This window comes from Bacillus cereus group sp. BfR-BA-01311 (genome assembly GCF_022664295.1).
Lineage (GTDB): Bacteria > Bacillota > Bacilli > Bacillales > Bacillaceae_G > Bacillus_A > Bacillus_A cereus.
The window spans coordinates 22,002-38,396 of the sequence record NZ_JAKUHC010000007.1 but is presented as its reverse complement, the minus strand read 5'-3'; the positions used below and the strand labels follow the sequence as shown (position 1 = coordinate 38,396).

The window sequence follows — 16,395 nt, the reverse complement described above, 5'->3', positions numbered from 1 at the left end:
GATTCTCTTACTTCATATTAGAAGTAAGAGAATGGTCCTTTTATTTTAGAGATGAGGGATGGGGAAGTTTATACTCTTCTCATACATTTTACCTAGTGAATATTATGTGTGATATATAATTATTATTAGCGGTTATGATAGTACTATTTCATAGCGTCAAATGTCTATAAAGATTAGATAAATCAGCACCGGGTATATGTATATCAGTATCCGTTACTTTTGGGAAAGATTTATTGAGGGATACAAAAATTGCAAATGGTTTGTGAGTTAGTCTGAATAAATTGAGAGTGAATAAGTAATTAGCAATTCGTAGGAGGGAATACATATGATTTTTGAAACAGAGGAACAATTACTAGAATATACAAAGGGGATTATTGGTAAAACGTTTAAAGAAATAGATAAAAAAGGAATCTTACAGCAAGGAAATAATAATGATAAAGGAAGGTTAGGCAAGGTTGTTGAAACAGGATTCTATGGTTATGAATTGAATAATAGGCCTGAGGCAGATTTTAGTAAACTAGGGATTGAATTAAAGGTATCTGGATTTAATAGACTTAAAGATGAATCCTGGTCTGCAAAGGAACGAATTTCCTTGAGTAGAATTAATTATAATAATATCATTCATGAGGAGTATGAATTTAGTAAGGTAATTTCTAAGAATCGAAAGCTATTAATTATTTGGTATGAATACATCAGGGATGTACCATATGAGGACTTTGTTATCTATGATTTTCAGTTATACAATATGTCAAGGGATGAAGATATTATTCGAAATGATTTCTATACAATTAAACAAAAGGTGATGGATGGACTTGCTCATAAATTATCGGAAGGAGATTCTGTTATTTTGGGAGCTGCTACAAAAGGACAAAAAGGAGAAACGGTAGAGCAACCAAATTCTGATGTTGTTGCTCCTACAAGGGCGTTTTCCTTGAAAAATTCATTTTTCCGCGGTATTTTAAAAAATCATGTGGAAGAAAGGTTAATAGTTGAAAAATCTGTGGATTTTGTAGCTCCTGAAGAATTTATATGGAAGCAATTAAAACCTTATAAGGGTATGAGTCAATTGGAGATATTAAGCCATTTTAAAAAATATGATCCTACTAAAAGAATTCCTTACAACATTAGTAAGATGGTATCAGATAGGGTGGTAGGAAAAGATAAAGAATTACCTGAAAAACATGAAGTGTTTAGCAAATCAAACTTTCTTATAAAAAACATTCCAATTGAAGAGAATAACAGGCCAATCGAAAAAGCAACTTTTAGTACCCTTAAACTCTCTGATTTTAGCTCTCCATGGGAAGAATCTGACTGGAAAATATTTTTTGAAGAAGTAACATTTATATATATTGGCTATTTAGGAAACAGATATGGTGAGAAATTAGGCAATGGTTATAGGGTTTTAGATAGAATTTTTAAGGTTACTTTTACCTTAGAAGAAGTAGAGGAATTTGGAAAAACTTATAACATGATAAAAGAAGCTATTGAAACACAAGATATTACTAAACTACCTACAGCTTCAAGAGAACCTAAAAATGAACTTAAGCTTGTTATTGCACCGAAAGGTAAGATTAAAGGGGTATATGAAAGGTTTTTTGATGATAAGAAGGAAACTTGTTTTATGTTAAACAAAGACTTTCTCCACAAAAAATTCAATGAAGCTAAGAAGCTGTGTTAGAATGATAAAAGTATTTGTATGAATAAAGAGAATTTTATTTTAAAAGCTAGCTCTTGAATAAAAGTTGTGGGGTTTTCCTATAAAAAGAATTTTGGGAGCGATTAAAAGTAAGGGTGCATAAATCCTTGAACCACTGTTTTTTGATGTACCACTGAGCTATATATGATTGAGTGCATAGTTTTTAGTCGCTTCAATTAGTAGTCAGGTGATAGGTTGTAGAAAAGTATATAAAATTCTATGGGACTGACTCAGTAGTAAATTATTTTATCAGAAAAATCAGATAACTAATAAGAAGCAATGAAGCAGTTTAACACCTAGTTAAACTGCTTTTCCATTATAATAGAAGAAAAACTAATGGAGGAAAAAAGACATGCCAACCTACAACAAACTAATCCGAAACAAAATCCCACAAATCATAAAAGCTAACGGAAAAACACCCACAACAATAATCCTACCCCAAGACGAATACATAAAAGAAATCTGCAAGAAAACAGAAGAAGAACTAACCGAATACCTAGAAGCAGACACAAAAGAACATAAACTAGAAGAACTATCCGACCTACTAGAACTAATAAACGCCCTAGCCGAACACGAAGGCACAACACTAGAAGAAATCAACAAAATCCGAAAAAAGAAAGCAGAAGAACGAGGTGGCTTCTCAGATCGAGTCTTTCTAATCGAAGTAACCGATAACTAGCCCCTTATAAGCCCCTTACAAGCCCCTACCAAGTAATAAATCACTAAGAAAAAACATAACAAAAACAAAAACACCAACAAACACCGTAGTAGTCAAAAAAAATTAAAAATAACACGCCAAAAACCCGGCCATCCTCCCATATATATTATGAAGGGGCTTTTACTTTTGAACGGAGACGGGAGGAATTAGGATGGCGGTATACCGTAATGTGCAGGTGAATTTTTGGCAGGATGATTTTGTTTTGGATTTGACGCCGGAGGAGCGGTATTTTTATGTTTATTTATTAACTTGTTCGAAGACGACGCAGTGCGGGATTTTTCCTTTTCCGAAGCGGTTAGCGGAGATGGAGACGGGTTATAATCGGGAGACTGTTGATAAGCTTGTGCAGCGCTTCATTGATTATGGGAAGATTCTTTATGATGCGGAGACTCGGGAGTTATTCGTTTTGAATTGGCTTCGTTATAATCCGGTGACGAATACGAATGTGGAGAAGTGTGTGCTTCGTGAGCTGAAGGGTGTGAAGAATAAGGAGTTTGTACATATGTTTCTTCAGAAGTGCATAGAGGAGGAGCTGAATGTTCCGATGCTTTTAGCGCATTTCGGTATGCCGAGTGATTTGGCTGTGGATGATGTTGAGCCAGTTTGTGAGGAGACAGAGGCGGAAGAAGAGGTTATAGAAGAAGAGACGGGAAGTCGCGTGTTTTCTTTTTATGAGCAACATTTCGGTAGTTTGTCTCCTTTTGCGGTGGAGGAACTGAGTGCGTGGATGGATGATTTGTCGGAGGAGCTTGTGCTGAAGGCTCTTCAAATTGCGTTTGAGAATAATAAGCGGACGATTGCTTATGTGAAGGGGATTCTGCGTGGGTGGCACGGGAAAGGGTTTACGAAATTGTGTGAGGTTGAGGCGGATACGGCGAGCTTTAGGAAGAAGGAGTCGTCTGTTAGTACGGGGGAGACGGAGGAATTTTTGGCGAGGTGTGAGGAGTGGGAGAAGAATGCGCCGTCTGAAGAAGAGTTGCAGCGCTTTTTAGCGGAGCGCGGGTGGCGGCCATGAGTATTCAAAATGTGGAGGCGGAGAAGACGGTGTTAGGTTCTCTACTAATTGATGGAGAGCTTATTAAGGAGTGCCGTTTGACGGAGCAGTATTTTTCTATGCCAGTACATAAGTCTATATTTCAGTTAATGCGAAAGATGGAAGGCGAGGGGCAACCGATTGATCTTGTGACTTTCACTTCTAGGTTGGACCCGAATTTTTTGAAGGGCATCGGGGGAATGGAGTATTTTATAGGGTTAATGGATGGTGTGCCTACTACTAGCAACTTCTCATATTATGAGGGGCTTGTTCGAGGTGCGTGGAAAATGTATCAGGCTGGTGTTCTCGGGCACAAGATGGGGGAGCGTCTTATTGCGGAGAAGAGTGAGAAAGTTATCGGTGAAACGATTACGGCACTTTGTGAGTTAGAGGAGAAAGACTCTGTATGTGAGTTTGATTTGAAGGATGCGTTAGTTGATTTGTATGAGGAGCTTCATCAAGATGTGAAAGAGATTACTGGTATTGAGACTGGTTATACATCGCTAAATAAAATGACGTGCGGATTGCAGGAGGGTGATTTTGTCGTCCTTGGTGCACGCCCTTCTATGGGGAAGACTGCGTTTGCGCTAAATGTTGGACTGCATGCGGCGAAGGCTGGAGCGGCAGTTGGATTGTTTTCGTTAGAGATGAGTAGTAAGCAATTGTTAAAAAGGATGGCGTCTTGCGTGGGCGAAGTGTCAGGAGGTAGGCTGAAAAATCCGAAGCATCGTTTTGCGATAGAGGACTGGGAAAAGGTGAGTAAGGCGTTTGCGGAGATTGGTGAGTTGTCATTTGAGATTTACGACAATGCAGGTGTTATGGTGCAAGATATTTGGATGCAAACTCGTAAGTTAAAGAGGAAGCACGGTGATAAAAAGATTTTAATTATTGTAGATTACTTGCAGCTTATTACGGGCGATCCGAAGCATAAGGGCAATCGATTTCAAGAGATTAGTGAAATTTCTCGTAAGCTTAAAGTATTAGCACGTGAATTAAATGTTTGTGTAGTCGCGTTGTCGCAATTGTCTCGTTCGGTAGAAGCACGTCAAGATAAGCGACCTCTTTTATCTGATTTAAGAGAGACCGGACAAATTGAGCAAGATGCGGATGTCATTATGCTTATGTATCGTGAAGATTATTACGATAAGGAAAAGAAGCAGAAAGAGATGACGGAGATTCATGTGGCGAAGCATCGGAATGGACCTGTGGGGAGTTTTAAGCTGAGGTTTATGAAGGAGTTTGGTCGGTTTGTGGAGGGAAAATAGTGAAAAGACTGGAGTATCACTTTGCAAATAAAATAAAGCATAAGTTTTTCATTTCATTAACTTATGCTTTATTTTTTGATTCTTTTAATATACTTCTCATTTCCCCATAAAGAAAGACTTTCTCTCTGCAGTAATCCATTGCTGCAAATCATCTTGGCTACGTCGGACAAGTCGATTCACTAAAACATCATGCCATACATAATCCTCTAATAAGTATATATGAACGGGGTCATCTGTATAAAAAGCAATATTACGCTCTTCAAGTGATGGTCCATAAATCATCTCTTTAGAATCTATCGATACAATAAACCAATGATCTGTAGACAAGGTTTCTGTATAAGGTGTTATGCGATGGGCTTCTAGATTTTTAATGGGATTTTCAACATGCAGGGTAATACCTTGTATTGTAACTTTATCAGCTACTTCAGATAGATCTTCTTTTAACGCTTCATACATCTCATCCCACATTGAAATGACAATACGTCGTTCTGCTTTTTTTATTAATGCCTGACAATAGCTAATGATTGTTTGATTGTCTTTTAAAGTAATTACTCGATTATCCGTTTTTTCCTCGGAAGTTTCTAGTTTTTTTAATGAATCACTTATTCCTTCGTAAGTAGATTGCCATTCTGTTTGCGCCTTCTGTAAAAAGATTTCAACAGGTAGAGGTGAATAGCGAGTGGTGTCATTTATTTCTTCCTTCATGACAATTCCTTTTTCTACAAGGTTACCTAAAATCTCATAAATTCGCGCTCTTGGGACACCCGAATCCTTACTCACTTGGTAGGCTGTGACAGGCCCCTGTTTAACAAGAGATACATAAGATTTAGCTTCATATTCATTGAAACCAATTTTTTTAAGCTGTTGCACTATGTAGTCCACTTTTTTCGTCCTCCGATGTTTGCTTTTATATTTCAACGTTACAATAACTGTTTACATTTAGCAAATTATTAGTTACTATTCGAATAGTGACTAAAGGGGAGGTTAATAGTATGGATTTTTATTTAGACCCATCTGTATTAATGATTTTGATTGTTTTTGGATTTGTAGCTGCATTTATTGATTCAGTTGTAGGTGGTGGTGGACTCATTGCTTTACCAGCTTTATTATTTACAGGACTGAATCCAGCAAGTGCAGTAGCTACGAATAAACTAGCATCGACAATGGGAAGTGCAACTAGTAATATTGTGTTTTATCGTTCTGGTAATCTTAATTTGAAATCGGCGTTTAAATTAGTTCCGCTTACTTTCATAGGTTCCATAATAGGGGCATGGACCGTTCATTTAATGAATCCAGAAGTACTGAAGCCATTGATGTTAATTATGCTTGGTGCGGTCGCTATTTATACGATATTCAAAAAGGATTGGGGTAGTATTTCCACTCATAAGAAGTTGTCTGGTCGACACGTCATTATTTTTACCTTTTTTATTTTTGCTATTGGTTTTTATGATGGATTTCTAGGTCCTGGAACAGGTTCATTTTTAATGTTTTCTCTTTTATTTATTGGGTATGATTTTTTAAAAGCAGCAGGTAATGCGAAGCTTCTTAATTTAGGAAGTAATGTTGGTGCATTGTTGATGTTTATGTATGTAGGGCAAGTCAACTATGCATATGGTTTTATAATGGGGATTGCTCAAATTGCTGGAGGGATTGTTGGCTCCAAATTCGCTATAAAAAAAGGTAGTGGGTATGTTCGTGCTCTTTTCATTACAGTAACTTGTTTATTGTTAGCGAAAAATCTGTATGACTATATTCAGTAAGTAATTAAAGAACGTAGAAAAGGTCAAATATGCAGATTACATAAAATATAAGAAGACACTAGGGAGAAAATTCCTTTTAATATTTTTTAGATGCTACCTTATTTGAAGATAGCATCTAAAAAGAAAATCTAAGTGAAGAGAATGAAAAAAATATAAACTCATATTTTTCCATATGAAATTTCATTTGTTTTATTTACATAATATCTTTACAATCATTTGATAAAATAAAGTCAACTGCATATTGTGAGGGTGGGTGGTTATCCCTTCTTTCCATTTGGAAGGAAAGGGGGTGATAATATGGAGTTTTTGTTTGACCTTGTAAAAGAATTTGTAAAAGCGACTGTACGTGAAGTTTCAGCGTATTTTTTGCGGAAGCAACTTCTGGGTAAGGACAACAAAAAACCCACTCCGCGCCGTAGGAAGCAAAAGGGTGGGTTTCGTAAAAAATAATAACGTATAATAAGCACCACCCTATACGGTAGCAGTTAAGGAAGAGATGTTAGCGCATCTCTTCTTTTTATTATATGCCAATTTATTCGCTGTTACACTTATATAGTATTCTACGGAAAATATATCATATTCCTATTTTGTGGTCAATTTGATCCCGCTTTAACGGGCAGTAAGACCCCCACCTCAAAATTCAGTGGAAGCAAAGAAGTTAGGTGGGGGGCGGGCTGTCCGTAAAAGTCCGATTGGTGAGGGCTGATTAAAGTTTCACTTTATTGCATGATTGAAAAGGTGTAGTCTTATTCCTTTTCAAACTGAAAAATATCCCGATTAATAAGTTGATGGAGATACCTATCCATTTCAGCAGCAGAAACTTTTCTTTCACTTTTAAACCACCATGCGCTTAATGAGGTGATTGCCCCTGAATAAAATTCAATGATTAAATCATTGGGCATCGTATGATTTTTGTGCAGTTGATTTAACGCGTCTATTTCTTGTTTTCTCGTTTCGTGACTTAAATGCTGTGTTCGGTTAATAAATTGTTCATCAGACATTTGCGTTTCTAATATTTTACCGATTTCTTCATGGTGTAGAAATTGTTCCATTACTTGAAATGGTTTACTTAATCGATCTGAAACCGGTATTTCAGCAATCATCTTGCTATATCGTTTAAATCCAAATGCTAATAAAGCATCTTTATCTTCGAAGTGTTTATAAAAGGTTGTTCGGTGTACCATTGCGCGGTCACATATTTGGTTAATCGTAATCGTACTATATTTTTGTTTTGATTGCGTCATTAATTCAAATAAGGAATCCCACAGTAATTTATGTGTACGTCTAATACGTAAATCAAGTTGTTTTTCATTATCGTTCATCTACAATTCTCCTTTTTTGTAGATTAAATATACAGTGGCTGAAAATTGATTCTCCCTTTTTAATCTACATATGTATATTATATTACATGTGTTCCGGTGTATTTAAAGTTTTTTAAGTAAGAAACAGGAGGAGAATCTGTAAATGAATATGACAACTAAGAGCCCAGCAAGTGGCAAAGTTGATACTTCTAATTTGAAACATACCCCCATTTTAATTGCATTACTTTTAGGTGCAATGGTTGCATTATTAAATGAAACATTACTTGGAAATGCGTTAACGGTATTAATGAAAGAATTTGACGTAACGGCTTCAACGATTCAATGGCTTTCTACAGCATACATGTTAGTAGTTGGGGTTTTAGTTCCAATTACAGCGTTACTTCAGCAATGGCTCACAACGAGACAAATGTTTTTGATCGCTATGGTAACGTTTTTAGTCGGTACATTAATTGCGGGATTCGCACCGACATTTTCCGTTTTATTAATTGGCCGTATCGTCCAAGCTGTAGCGACGGGGTTAATTACACCGTTATTAATGAATACGATTTTAATCATTTGTCCACCTGAAAAACGTGGTGCGACAATGGGATTAATCGCACTCGTGATGATGGCAGCTCCGGCAATTGGCCCTACATTATCTGGAGTAATTGTGGATTCATTAAATTGGCGCTGGTTATTCTATATTGTTATTCCTATCGTGATTATTTCCATTATGATTGGGATGAAGTACATTCAAAATGTTTCAGAGTTAACAAGGCCAAAAGTAGATTACCCATCTATCCTTTTATCGACATTAGGATTTGGCGGGCTTGTGTATAGCTTTAGTGCATCGGGTGATTTAGGATGGTCCGATGCAAAAGTGTATGGCACTTTAATTGTTGGGCTTATCTCATTATGTATTTTTGCCGTTCGACAATTGAAAATTGAGAATCCAATTTTAGAATTACGAGCATTTAAAGTTCCGATGTTTACATTATCAGTTGGATTAATTGTCATTGTGATGATGTCGTTATTTTCAACGATGACTTTATTACCGATGTTCCTGCAAACCGTTTTACTCGTTACAGCTTTTAAATCAGGAATTATCATGCTTCCGGGAAGTGTTATTAGCGCCATAATGGGACCAATCGCAGGTAAACTATTTGATAAATTTAGTCCGAAAGTTATTATCGTTCCCGGCATTGTCTTAGTAGGAATTGCAATGTTCTTATTTAAAGGCATTACTCCTGATACATCAATGGTACAAATTATTATCATGCATAGCGTATTAATGGTTGGACTCATGTTTGTCATGACAGCACAAACATACGGTTTAAATCAATTAACACCAGATTTATATCCGCACGGAACAGCACTATTTAGTACGTTGCAACAAGTAGCTGGTGCAATTGGTACAGCTATCTTTATTTCGAAAATGTCTTCAGGAACAACTAAGTATATGGAAAGCTCCGCAAATCCACTGGATCCAGTAGAGAAGTTAAACGGTTTAACTTCAGGGTTCCAAGGTGCATTTGCACTTGGGTTAATCTTTATTATTATTGCATTTATCGTATCATTATTCTTAAAAGAAGAGAAAGAAGGAGTAAAGAAAGCGAGAGTTTTACAGAACGAACATTAAGGTTTATATAAAAAAGACATCTTTCCCTAGCAAAGATGTCTTTTTCATATTTTTTTCGTAACACTTGTTTTGGTTGTCTTCATACATAAGAATTGGTATGTACAATAATTATCCTTTTTGAGAATAACGATGCAAAGCCGTACTAATAACTAATAGTTCACCAGATGATTTAGTGACATCGTATATAGATTCTGTTATGAGAATAGTCATGATTATGAAGTTATTATATTTATATTAAAAGATTTATCCTTTTTTGTAGTAAAAATTAGAGACTCTTCAATAAAAAGGAATTAAATATGATATTCTTTAGTTAATGTATGTAAACGAAGACAGGGGAAATGAAGATGGACAAGAAGCTAACGTATTGGCTAGCATCTATTATAGGGGGAGTAGTACTTGCAACTGGTATGACTTATGGAATGTTACAGTTTGCTGAAGTCCCGCTTAAGAGTGAGGACCATGTTTTTGCAGAGATTAATAAAGAAGACATACTATCGAATGAAGCAGAAGTGAAAGGTTCAAATGCACAACTTCACATTACAGTAACTTCTACTGAAGAAGAAGTTATTTCAGCTATGCATAGCATGACTCATCAAAAAGTAAAAGCGTGTGAAGGAAAGGGAGCAACCCCTATGTCCAAAAAGAATGCAGAGAAAGTAAGAAACATTCTAAACGGAAACAATTTCAAGAATAAAGAAGAGCTATTAGCAATTACTGAAAGATGGGCAAATAGAGATTTTAGTGAAATTTTAGAAGAACATAACTATTTTATTAAACTTCAAGGTGGCAAGATAGGTGAAGCCACAGTAATGGATAAGATAGACGAGAAAGTATTCTGTTTCAATACTTTCGGTGATGATGTAACGGCCGCATTAGTTAAATCAGGAGATCTTCAGCCACGTTAAAGTGTCTTTCTCAATTATAAGAAAAGCCTCAAGTATTCATATACTTGAGGCTTTTCCAATGGAAAGATAGGAATGATCCGAATTCCTTACATTAAGAACAAAGTGGAATTACTCCTAAACCAATTAATAAAGCTGCAGCAACTGCTGGAATTGGTACAGGAATTTGAATACCTTCTACAAACAAGAAATACTGACCACTTACTATTTTAAAACAAACTAATTGCATGGCTATTCCTCCCTTCTTTTAGAATTAATACACTATATTAATTAATCTATTTATTGGTATAGTTAAATTATTTATTTTTAAAAATATAGTTAATATGTGAATAGTTTTCGAAAGGACCTGCTCAATCAATACGGAAAAACATAAGATGAAACGAATCCATTAAAATACATGAGTGAACCTTAGTTTTCCCCTCTTATCTAAAGGAGGAACTATTATGGGTTATGGTGGTAGTTGTGGCGGTTGTGGCTTCTCGGGAGGCTTTGCTTTATTAGTTGTGTTATTCATTTTATTAATCATCGTTGGAGCTTCTTGCTTCTGTTAAAAACTATTGGAAAAGACACTCATATGGAGTGTCTTTTCTTTCGTGCAAAATGATTCCTGATAATATCCAACTGTATATAGTATACGGTATATTTTTTCCTCATTAGATATATAAAAATGTTGGAGGAATGTTATGAAACTAGTAGGGAAGCACATTTATATTCGGCTTTATAAAACTGCTGATGCTAACGAGTTAGCTAACTTACATATTAGAAATCGCGAATTTTTTCAACGAGGTTGCCCGTTGCTCTCAGAAGTTTTTTATACAGAATAACATCAAAAAATACGTCTTGAACAAGTATTAAAAAGAAAGCTGAAGGGCAAGTATATCCTTTTGGAATCTTTTTAAGAGAAAATGATAAACTTATCGGAGACATTTCATTAACTCAAATTGTTAGGGGAGACCTCCAAAGCTGTTATACGAGATTTACTTTAGATAAGGAGCATAATGCAAAGGGCTATACAACAGAGGCTCTTCAACTTGTTGTAGATTTTGCTTTTAGGGAATTAAAGCTACATAGAATTGAAGCAGGAGCGATGCTTGATAATATAGCATCTATTCGCGTATTAGAAAAAGTGGGGTTTAAAAAAGAAGGTATAGCGAAAGAAAATATAAGGATTAATGGCAAATGGACAGATTATCAAATATTAGCTATTATCAACGACTTGGATGTGTAAGCTTATTTTGATTCCAATAAAGATAATCATGTAACTCTTCAAATTTTACCAACTGTTTTATAGAGACCTTTACAATGTTTGGATCAGAAACTAACCCTACAAGTCTTGAAATTCCACCTAACTCTACAATTACTCTATTTGAAAATTTTACAACTAACCACACTAAGACTCTTATTCGTTTTAGTTTTAGCTTTGTATTTGCTGCGTTCGTCACATTGACTATTAGAACATTTAAATCCACAACTCCACAAACAATTAGATTAACACCAGGGAGATACAAGGACTTTCTTATTTGAGGATGTTAAATGCCACTTCAGTTAACGCCCCATCAAGGCCATGATTTATCCAACAAACAACATATATTTGTTGTGATAAATCAAATTCATATTACTGTGAGAATAGTGACTATGGTTAGTATTAGTTATTAAAGAGAGCTTTGGCTCTTTTTTTATTTTCTTTCGACATAATATGACAATATATGAATTAATAGTTTGGTATTATTATCTAGAAATCTTACATTTATCTACAAATTATTATTGTATTTTTAGATTTTTAAATGTAAAATATTTCAATGTAAATACATACCATTTAGGGGGATAAAGAAATTTATGAAAAAATTATTAGCTTCAGCAACAGCGGTAACACTATTAACAGTGGGGTACAGTTCTTCTGCATTTGCAGCTAAGAGTCCTAATGATACAAAAAACTGTGGCCATTTTAAAAGTCAACAAGATGCTCAAGCATTCTGGGATCAAAATGGATATGGTGTTGGAAATGATCCGCACCGTTTAGATAATGATAAAGACGGCATTCCATGTGAAGATTATAAATATCCAAAGAGCACAAATACTACAACAGAAAATAAAGAAACTACTAAACCTCAAGAACAACCTAAACAAGAAAATACTAAACAAGAACCTGTTAAACAAGAAAACACTAAGCAAGAGAATTCAAAACAAAATAACCAAACAACAAATACTAAACAAGAACAAACTAAGCCTCAAACAACTGCAAAAGAAACAAAGAAAAATACTAATACAGTTGTGAAAAAAGAAACGAAAAAACAAGGTGAAAAATTACCTAATACAGCATCAAACGGTGTTACAATGATGTTAGCAAGCTTAGGATTAGCATTAGCTGGATCTGTATTAATGTTCCGTCGTAAAAAGACAAACGCATAAAATAGTTCCTTAAAACGGCAGGAGAAATCCTGTCGTTTTCAAATGGAGTGATAAGAGTGAATAAAAAACGATGGATAGGCTTATGTTTAACTGTTATTGGACTTACTATCTTTTCCTATTATTTTCTAGAATGGTATAGTGCTAGACAATCAGCAGAGTCGTTAACAACTAACGAGGCTAAACAATATGAGACCTCCACATCTTCTAAAGAAAATGAAACGCAAAACATCAATCAAACAGAGACAGAGATAAAGACTGACACTTCATTACAAGAAGAACCTGTACAAATTCCTGCTTCAAAGGTAAACCATCAGTTAGGAGATAAAGTAGCATATTTAATTATCCCTAAAATACAAAAGAAATACTCTATATATTGGGGAGCTGATGATAAAGTACTAAAAAAGGGTGTAGGTATGTTTGTTAGTGACTTAACTACTACACCATCAGGAAATGGTCATACAGTTTTAAGTGGACATAGAGATACTGTTTTTACCGAGCTTGGTCAATTAAAGGAAAATGACCAACTTATCGTGGAATATGAAAATAAAACATATACATATAAAATTAACAAGCATTGGATAACAGATTCAGAAGATCGAACAGTTATTGTAGAAAAAAGTGAGCCGACATTAACATTAACAACTTGTTATCCTTTTGACTATATAGGAGACGCTCCAGATCGGTACATAATTGAAGCATCTCTACTTTCCATTCATTGATGAGGATGGAAAGTCCAATACACATTAGTAAAATTAAAGTGGTTATCGAGTCGGAGAAAGGCACCTTAGAGTGTCTTTTTTTATGTAAATAAGCTGCTCATACGGACAGCTTATTATGGTTTTTGGCTTAGCGTGATTTTTTCGGAATGCTGGCGGCACCCCATCGCTATCAACCTAACAGAGCAGGTTGCTCCCAGAAGTTTTTTATGCAGAAGAACATCAAAAAATACGCCTTGAACAAGTATAAAAAAAGAAAGCTGAAGGGCAAGTATATCCTTTTGGAATCTTTTTAAGAGAAAATGATAAAATGAAGATAATATTAAGAAATTATGGGGATGATTACGTTGCTTACTTTAATAAAATTTGTAGTTAGTTATGCTGCAAGTCTATTTGCTTTTATTTTTGGATGGTTCTTAATTTCATATATTTTTAATCCTAGCTTTATTCACCCGGACGTTTTACAGGGGTTCATAAAAACTATCGTCACTTATGGTAGTATACCAGCTCTTATAGCTTGTCTAATTGGGGAAGTCTTATATAGGAAAATTAAACGATGTAGAGAGTTTCAATTTGGAATTCCTTTATTTATAGGACTAGCAGTTATCTATACACTTATACCATTTCTTTTTCTTTTTAATTTTTCTTTTTCACATTTCTTTTATTTCGTAGCACCTGTTATGATGGGATCCTTAGCTTTTTATTTAGTGCGTAGAAAAATATAATTATAATAGATATCTCTGAATCACTAGTTTCAAAAAAGCCTTCACGCAATGATGATTGCATGAAGGCTTTTGATGTTTTCTTATTTTTTTGTCTCGTTAACCCATGTAATAATGTCCTGGATGACGTACTCGGGAATATTAGCAGGGATTTCATATTCACTAGGGAGGCTTAATTCCCCGTCACCCTCCGTGAAGAAATGATTCAATTTCGGGTATTTTTTGAACTGAACATTCCTGCGGTTTGCAAGCCCTTCTTGCCATTTTGTATATTCATTTTTTACTGTTACTTGATAATCGCGTGCTCCTTGCAGAATGAGTAAAGGCTCTTTTCGTGATTTTGCCTCTTCAACTGGACGCCACCTAGAAACATCATACATAAAATGAGGTGACCCAAAATTGTAGCCAGCTGGAGGATGATCAGGATTGAAAGTAGGATCCTGAATAAAAGCAGCCTGTCTTTTTAGTTCATCGATTTCTTCCTGTGGTTTCCCAAGGTATTGATACTGATCAATGGCAATGTCAGTCAAAGGGCGTGCAGGTGGTGCGAGTAAGATACTTCCTCGAACAAGTGAGGAAGGCGCTTTGCTCAGTATACGCGGCATTGTGCCAGCTCCTTGGCTATGTCCAAGAATGAAAATATTATTTGGATCAATGCCTTCCTGCTGCGCTGCTGACTTTGCTGCATATATGGCATCATCTGTAGTATCACGGTCTAATGTAACAGGTTCTGCACTCATCTTTAATGCATGTTCTAAGGTACGTTTTTCATAGCGCAACACTGCAATTCCGTTGGATGAAAGGCCCACCGCAAGGTCTCGTAAGATTTTTGTTCCCAAATAGGTAGCATCGCGATCATGGATGCCAGCACCATGCACAAGAACAACGACGGGTACCTTTTCACTACGCTGATGCTTCGGAACTGTTAATGTCGCTGGTAACGGATAGGTAGAATTTCCAATGATGATTTCACGTTCTTGATAGGAGTCAGGTTGATCATAGCTAGGATGTGGGATGGTATAAGATTCTTCGGGTGGCCTTTCTCCAATTTCATCTACTTTCCCGCCAGGTGTGAATTTAAGGAGTAGCGGTATGGTAGTTCCTTCGGTAGCTGCTGGAATTTCTACCGTCTGATGGACCAAGTTTCGTTCTTTTATCACGGGGGTTCCCATGCTTTTTATCCCGCTCCAGCCACTTTGTGTCCACCAGTTTTGTAATGTGGTTGCTGTAAACTTGGATTGAAAAGCAGTAGACGTCAACTGTAGTGCCTCTGTATACTTACCTTGCTGGAGATATTCAAAAAATAATGATGTACGCTCCGTTAAAGAGACTAGTTTCTTTTCAGCAGATTGTTCTTCGCGTGTATCTGCGTGAATAGTTGTTGTAAGCGGGAAAGATGAAACGCCTAAAGAAAAGAGTAGGGGAAAGGTAAGTACTGATCTTTGTATTTTCTTTTTTTTATTCATGTTTTAACCTCCAATACGTGATGATAAAAAACAGGTATGGTAATTAGAATTCTGGTGCGAAAACTTCAAAATATTTGCAAGCAATCTCCAAAACTTGGACATACTCATATTATTATTCTAAAAAAACGTAGCTTTCTTCTCTTGTCACATGCATATTAATCCCAGAAATAATCTTTCTTCCTTCACTTTATATTTTGATTATACGAAACAAAGCTCTCGTTTTTCTTACTTGATACTTACAAATTCCTTAAGTAAAGGATATTTTAAAATCTTAGCTTGATGAATATGTAGCGGTACTCCTATGTTAAGAGATAGCTTAAGGACCGAGGATTATATTGTTTTTATAAAGGGTTGATGTTATGTTTGTTTTGTAACATATGGTGTTTTATGCATGTAGGAGGATTTATTGAAGAAATTATTAATATTGTTTTTATTAGCTACATTTTGTCTACAGATTACAGGATGTTCTAATAATATGGGTACACTAAGGGAGAAGTCTAAAACTTCAACAACTGTGAAGTCTAAACGCATCAATAAAGGGTGGTACAAACATATGTAATAGTTTGTATCACCCTTTATTGATGATAGAAGTCATAAAGAAAAGACACCCTAAGGTGCCTTCCTTCGACTTGAACCATCTTAATTTTAATAATATATTGGACTCCCATCCAACTATTATTTTACCATGTTAAATTGTTTTATTCCTTGAGAAATATAGTTTTAACCTATATTTAAAAGAATTATATCGATTTGAACCAACTAATAATT

16 protein-coding genes and 2 pseudogenes are annotated in these 16,395 nt (G+C 35.5%); 14 read left to right on the top strand and 4 right to left on the bottom strand.

Annotation, left to right across the window (positions count from 1 at the left end; genetic code table 11):
- Positions 1–325 precede the first annotated feature (325 nt).
- The 4 genes from MR136_RS17395 (at position 326) to dnaB (ending at position 4,712) form a co-directional block, all read left to right on the top strand.
- Entirely contained in the window at positions 326–1,678 is a 1,353-nt protein-coding gene (locus MR136_RS17395; RefSeq protein WP_078421145.1) for a Sau3AI family type II restriction endonuclease, read from the top strand.
- Between the two features lie 370 nt (positions 1,679–2,048).
- Positions 2,049–2,375 (top strand): nucleoside triphosphate pyrophosphohydrolase, encoded by a 327-nt coding sequence (locus tag MR136_RS17390; RefSeq protein WP_048656431.1) that lies wholly within the window; start codon positions 2,049–2,051, stop codon positions 2,373–2,375.
- A 190-nt stretch (positions 2,376–2,565) separates the two neighbouring features.
- Entirely contained in the window at positions 2,566–3,429 is an 864-nt protein-coding gene (locus tag MR136_RS17385) for a DnaD domain-containing protein (RefSeq protein ID WP_078421144.1), read from the top strand.
- Positions 3,426–4,712 (top strand): replicative DNA helicase, encoded by a 1,287-nt coding sequence (gene dnaB, locus MR136_RS17380; RefSeq protein WP_134266332.1) that lies wholly within the window; start codon positions 3,426–3,428, stop codon positions 4,710–4,712. The genes MR136_RS17385 and dnaB overlap by 4 nt, the downstream gene beginning before the upstream one ends.
- A 96-nt stretch (positions 4,713–4,808) precedes the next feature.
- On the opposite strand, the gene MR136_RS17375 is transcribed toward dnaB, so the two are convergent.
- Positions 4,809–5,594, bottom strand: coding sequence for a TrmB family transcriptional regulator (locus tag MR136_RS17375; RefSeq protein WP_078421142.1), 786 nt, complete (start codon positions 5,592–5,594; stop codon positions 4,809–4,811).
- A gap of 110 nt (positions 5,595–5,704) precedes the next feature.
- Here MR136_RS17375 and MR136_RS17370 point away from each other — a divergent pair, with 110 nt between their 5' ends.
- Positions 5,705–6,472 (top strand): TSUP family transporter, encoded by a 768-nt coding sequence (locus MR136_RS17370; RefSeq protein WP_000348466.1) that lies wholly within the window; start codon positions 5,705–5,707, stop codon positions 6,470–6,472.
- 297 nt (positions 6,473–6,769) lie between these two features.
- A complete protein-coding gene (locus MR136_RS17365; protein ID WP_000394757.1) occupies positions 6,770–6,922 on the top strand; it encodes a hypothetical protein in 153 nt (50 codons plus the stop codon).
- 296 nt (positions 6,923–7,218) lie between these two features.
- Here MR136_RS17365 and MR136_RS17360 read toward each other — a convergent pair whose 3' ends face one another.
- Positions 7,219–7,794, bottom strand: a complete 576-nt coding sequence (locus tag MR136_RS17360; protein ID WP_078421141.1) for a TetR/AcrR family transcriptional regulator — start codon at positions 7,792–7,794, stop codon at positions 7,219–7,221.
- A gap of 142 nt (positions 7,795–7,936) precedes the next feature.
- Between MR136_RS17360 and MR136_RS17355 the strand changes: the two genes are divergently transcribed.
- Positions 7,937–9,412, top strand: coding sequence for an MDR family MFS transporter (locus MR136_RS17355; protein WP_078421140.1), 1,476 nt, complete (start codon positions 7,937–7,939; stop codon positions 9,410–9,412).
- 344 nt (positions 9,413–9,756) lie between these two features.
- On the top strand, positions 9,757–10,317 hold the full coding sequence (locus tag MR136_RS17350) for a PRK06770 family protein (protein WP_078421139.1): 561 nt from the start codon (positions 9,757–9,759) through the stop codon (positions 10,315–10,317).
- A gap of 91 nt (positions 10,318–10,408) precedes the next feature.
- On the opposite strand, the gene MR136_RS28440 is transcribed toward MR136_RS17350, so the two are convergent.
- Positions 10,409–10,543 carry a hypothetical protein gene (locus MR136_RS28440; protein WP_001177693.1) on the bottom strand — a complete coding sequence of 45 codons (135 nt, stop codon included), beginning with the start codon at positions 10,541–10,543 and terminating at the stop codon, positions 10,409–10,411.
- 214 nt (positions 10,544–10,757) lie between these two features.
- On the opposite strand from MR136_RS28440, the gene MR136_RS17345 reads away from it, so the two are divergent.
- The 6 genes and pseudogenes from MR136_RS17345 to MR136_RS17320 all read left to right on the top strand — a co-directional run bounded on the left by MR136_RS17345 (position 10,758) and on the right by MR136_RS17320 (position 14,164).
- On the top strand, positions 10,758–10,865 hold the full coding sequence (locus MR136_RS17345) for a YjcZ family sporulation protein (RefSeq protein ID WP_000540375.1): 108 nt from the start codon (positions 10,758–10,760) through the stop codon (positions 10,863–10,865).
- Positions 10,866–10,997: 132 nt separating this feature from the next.
- Positions 10,998–11,542: pseudogene (locus MR136_RS17340) on the top strand (GNAT family N-acetyltransferase).
- A gap of 608 nt (positions 11,543–12,150) precedes the next feature.
- The gene (locus MR136_RS17335; RefSeq protein WP_016125591.1) at positions 12,151–12,723 is read left to right on the top strand and encodes an excalibur calcium-binding domain-containing protein; all 573 of its coding nucleotides are present in this window, start codon (positions 12,151–12,153) and stop codon (positions 12,721–12,723) included.
- Positions 12,724–12,779: 56 nt separating this feature from the next.
- Positions 12,780–13,442 (top strand): class D sortase, encoded by a 663-nt coding sequence (locus tag MR136_RS17330; protein ID WP_078421138.1) that lies wholly within the window; start codon positions 12,780–12,782, stop codon positions 13,440–13,442.
- A gap of 187 nt (positions 13,443–13,629) precedes the next feature.
- Positions 13,630–13,752, top strand: a pseudogene (locus MR136_RS17325) (GNAT family N-acetyltransferase); the annotation flags it as partial.
- A 25-nt stretch (positions 13,753–13,777) separates the two neighbouring features.
- Positions 13,778–14,164: a hypothetical protein gene (locus MR136_RS17320; RefSeq protein WP_063538308.1), complete on the top strand. Its 387-nt coding sequence runs from the start codon at positions 13,778–13,780 to the stop codon at positions 14,162–14,164.
- An 80-nt stretch (positions 14,165–14,244) separates the two neighbouring features.
- On the opposite strand, the gene MR136_RS17315 is transcribed toward MR136_RS17320, so the two are convergent.
- Complete coding sequence (locus tag MR136_RS17315) at positions 14,245–15,627, bottom strand: alpha/beta hydrolase (protein WP_078421137.1); 1,383 nt, start codon at positions 15,625–15,627, stop codon at positions 14,245–14,247.
- Between the last annotated feature and the right edge of the window lie 768 nt (positions 15,628–16,395).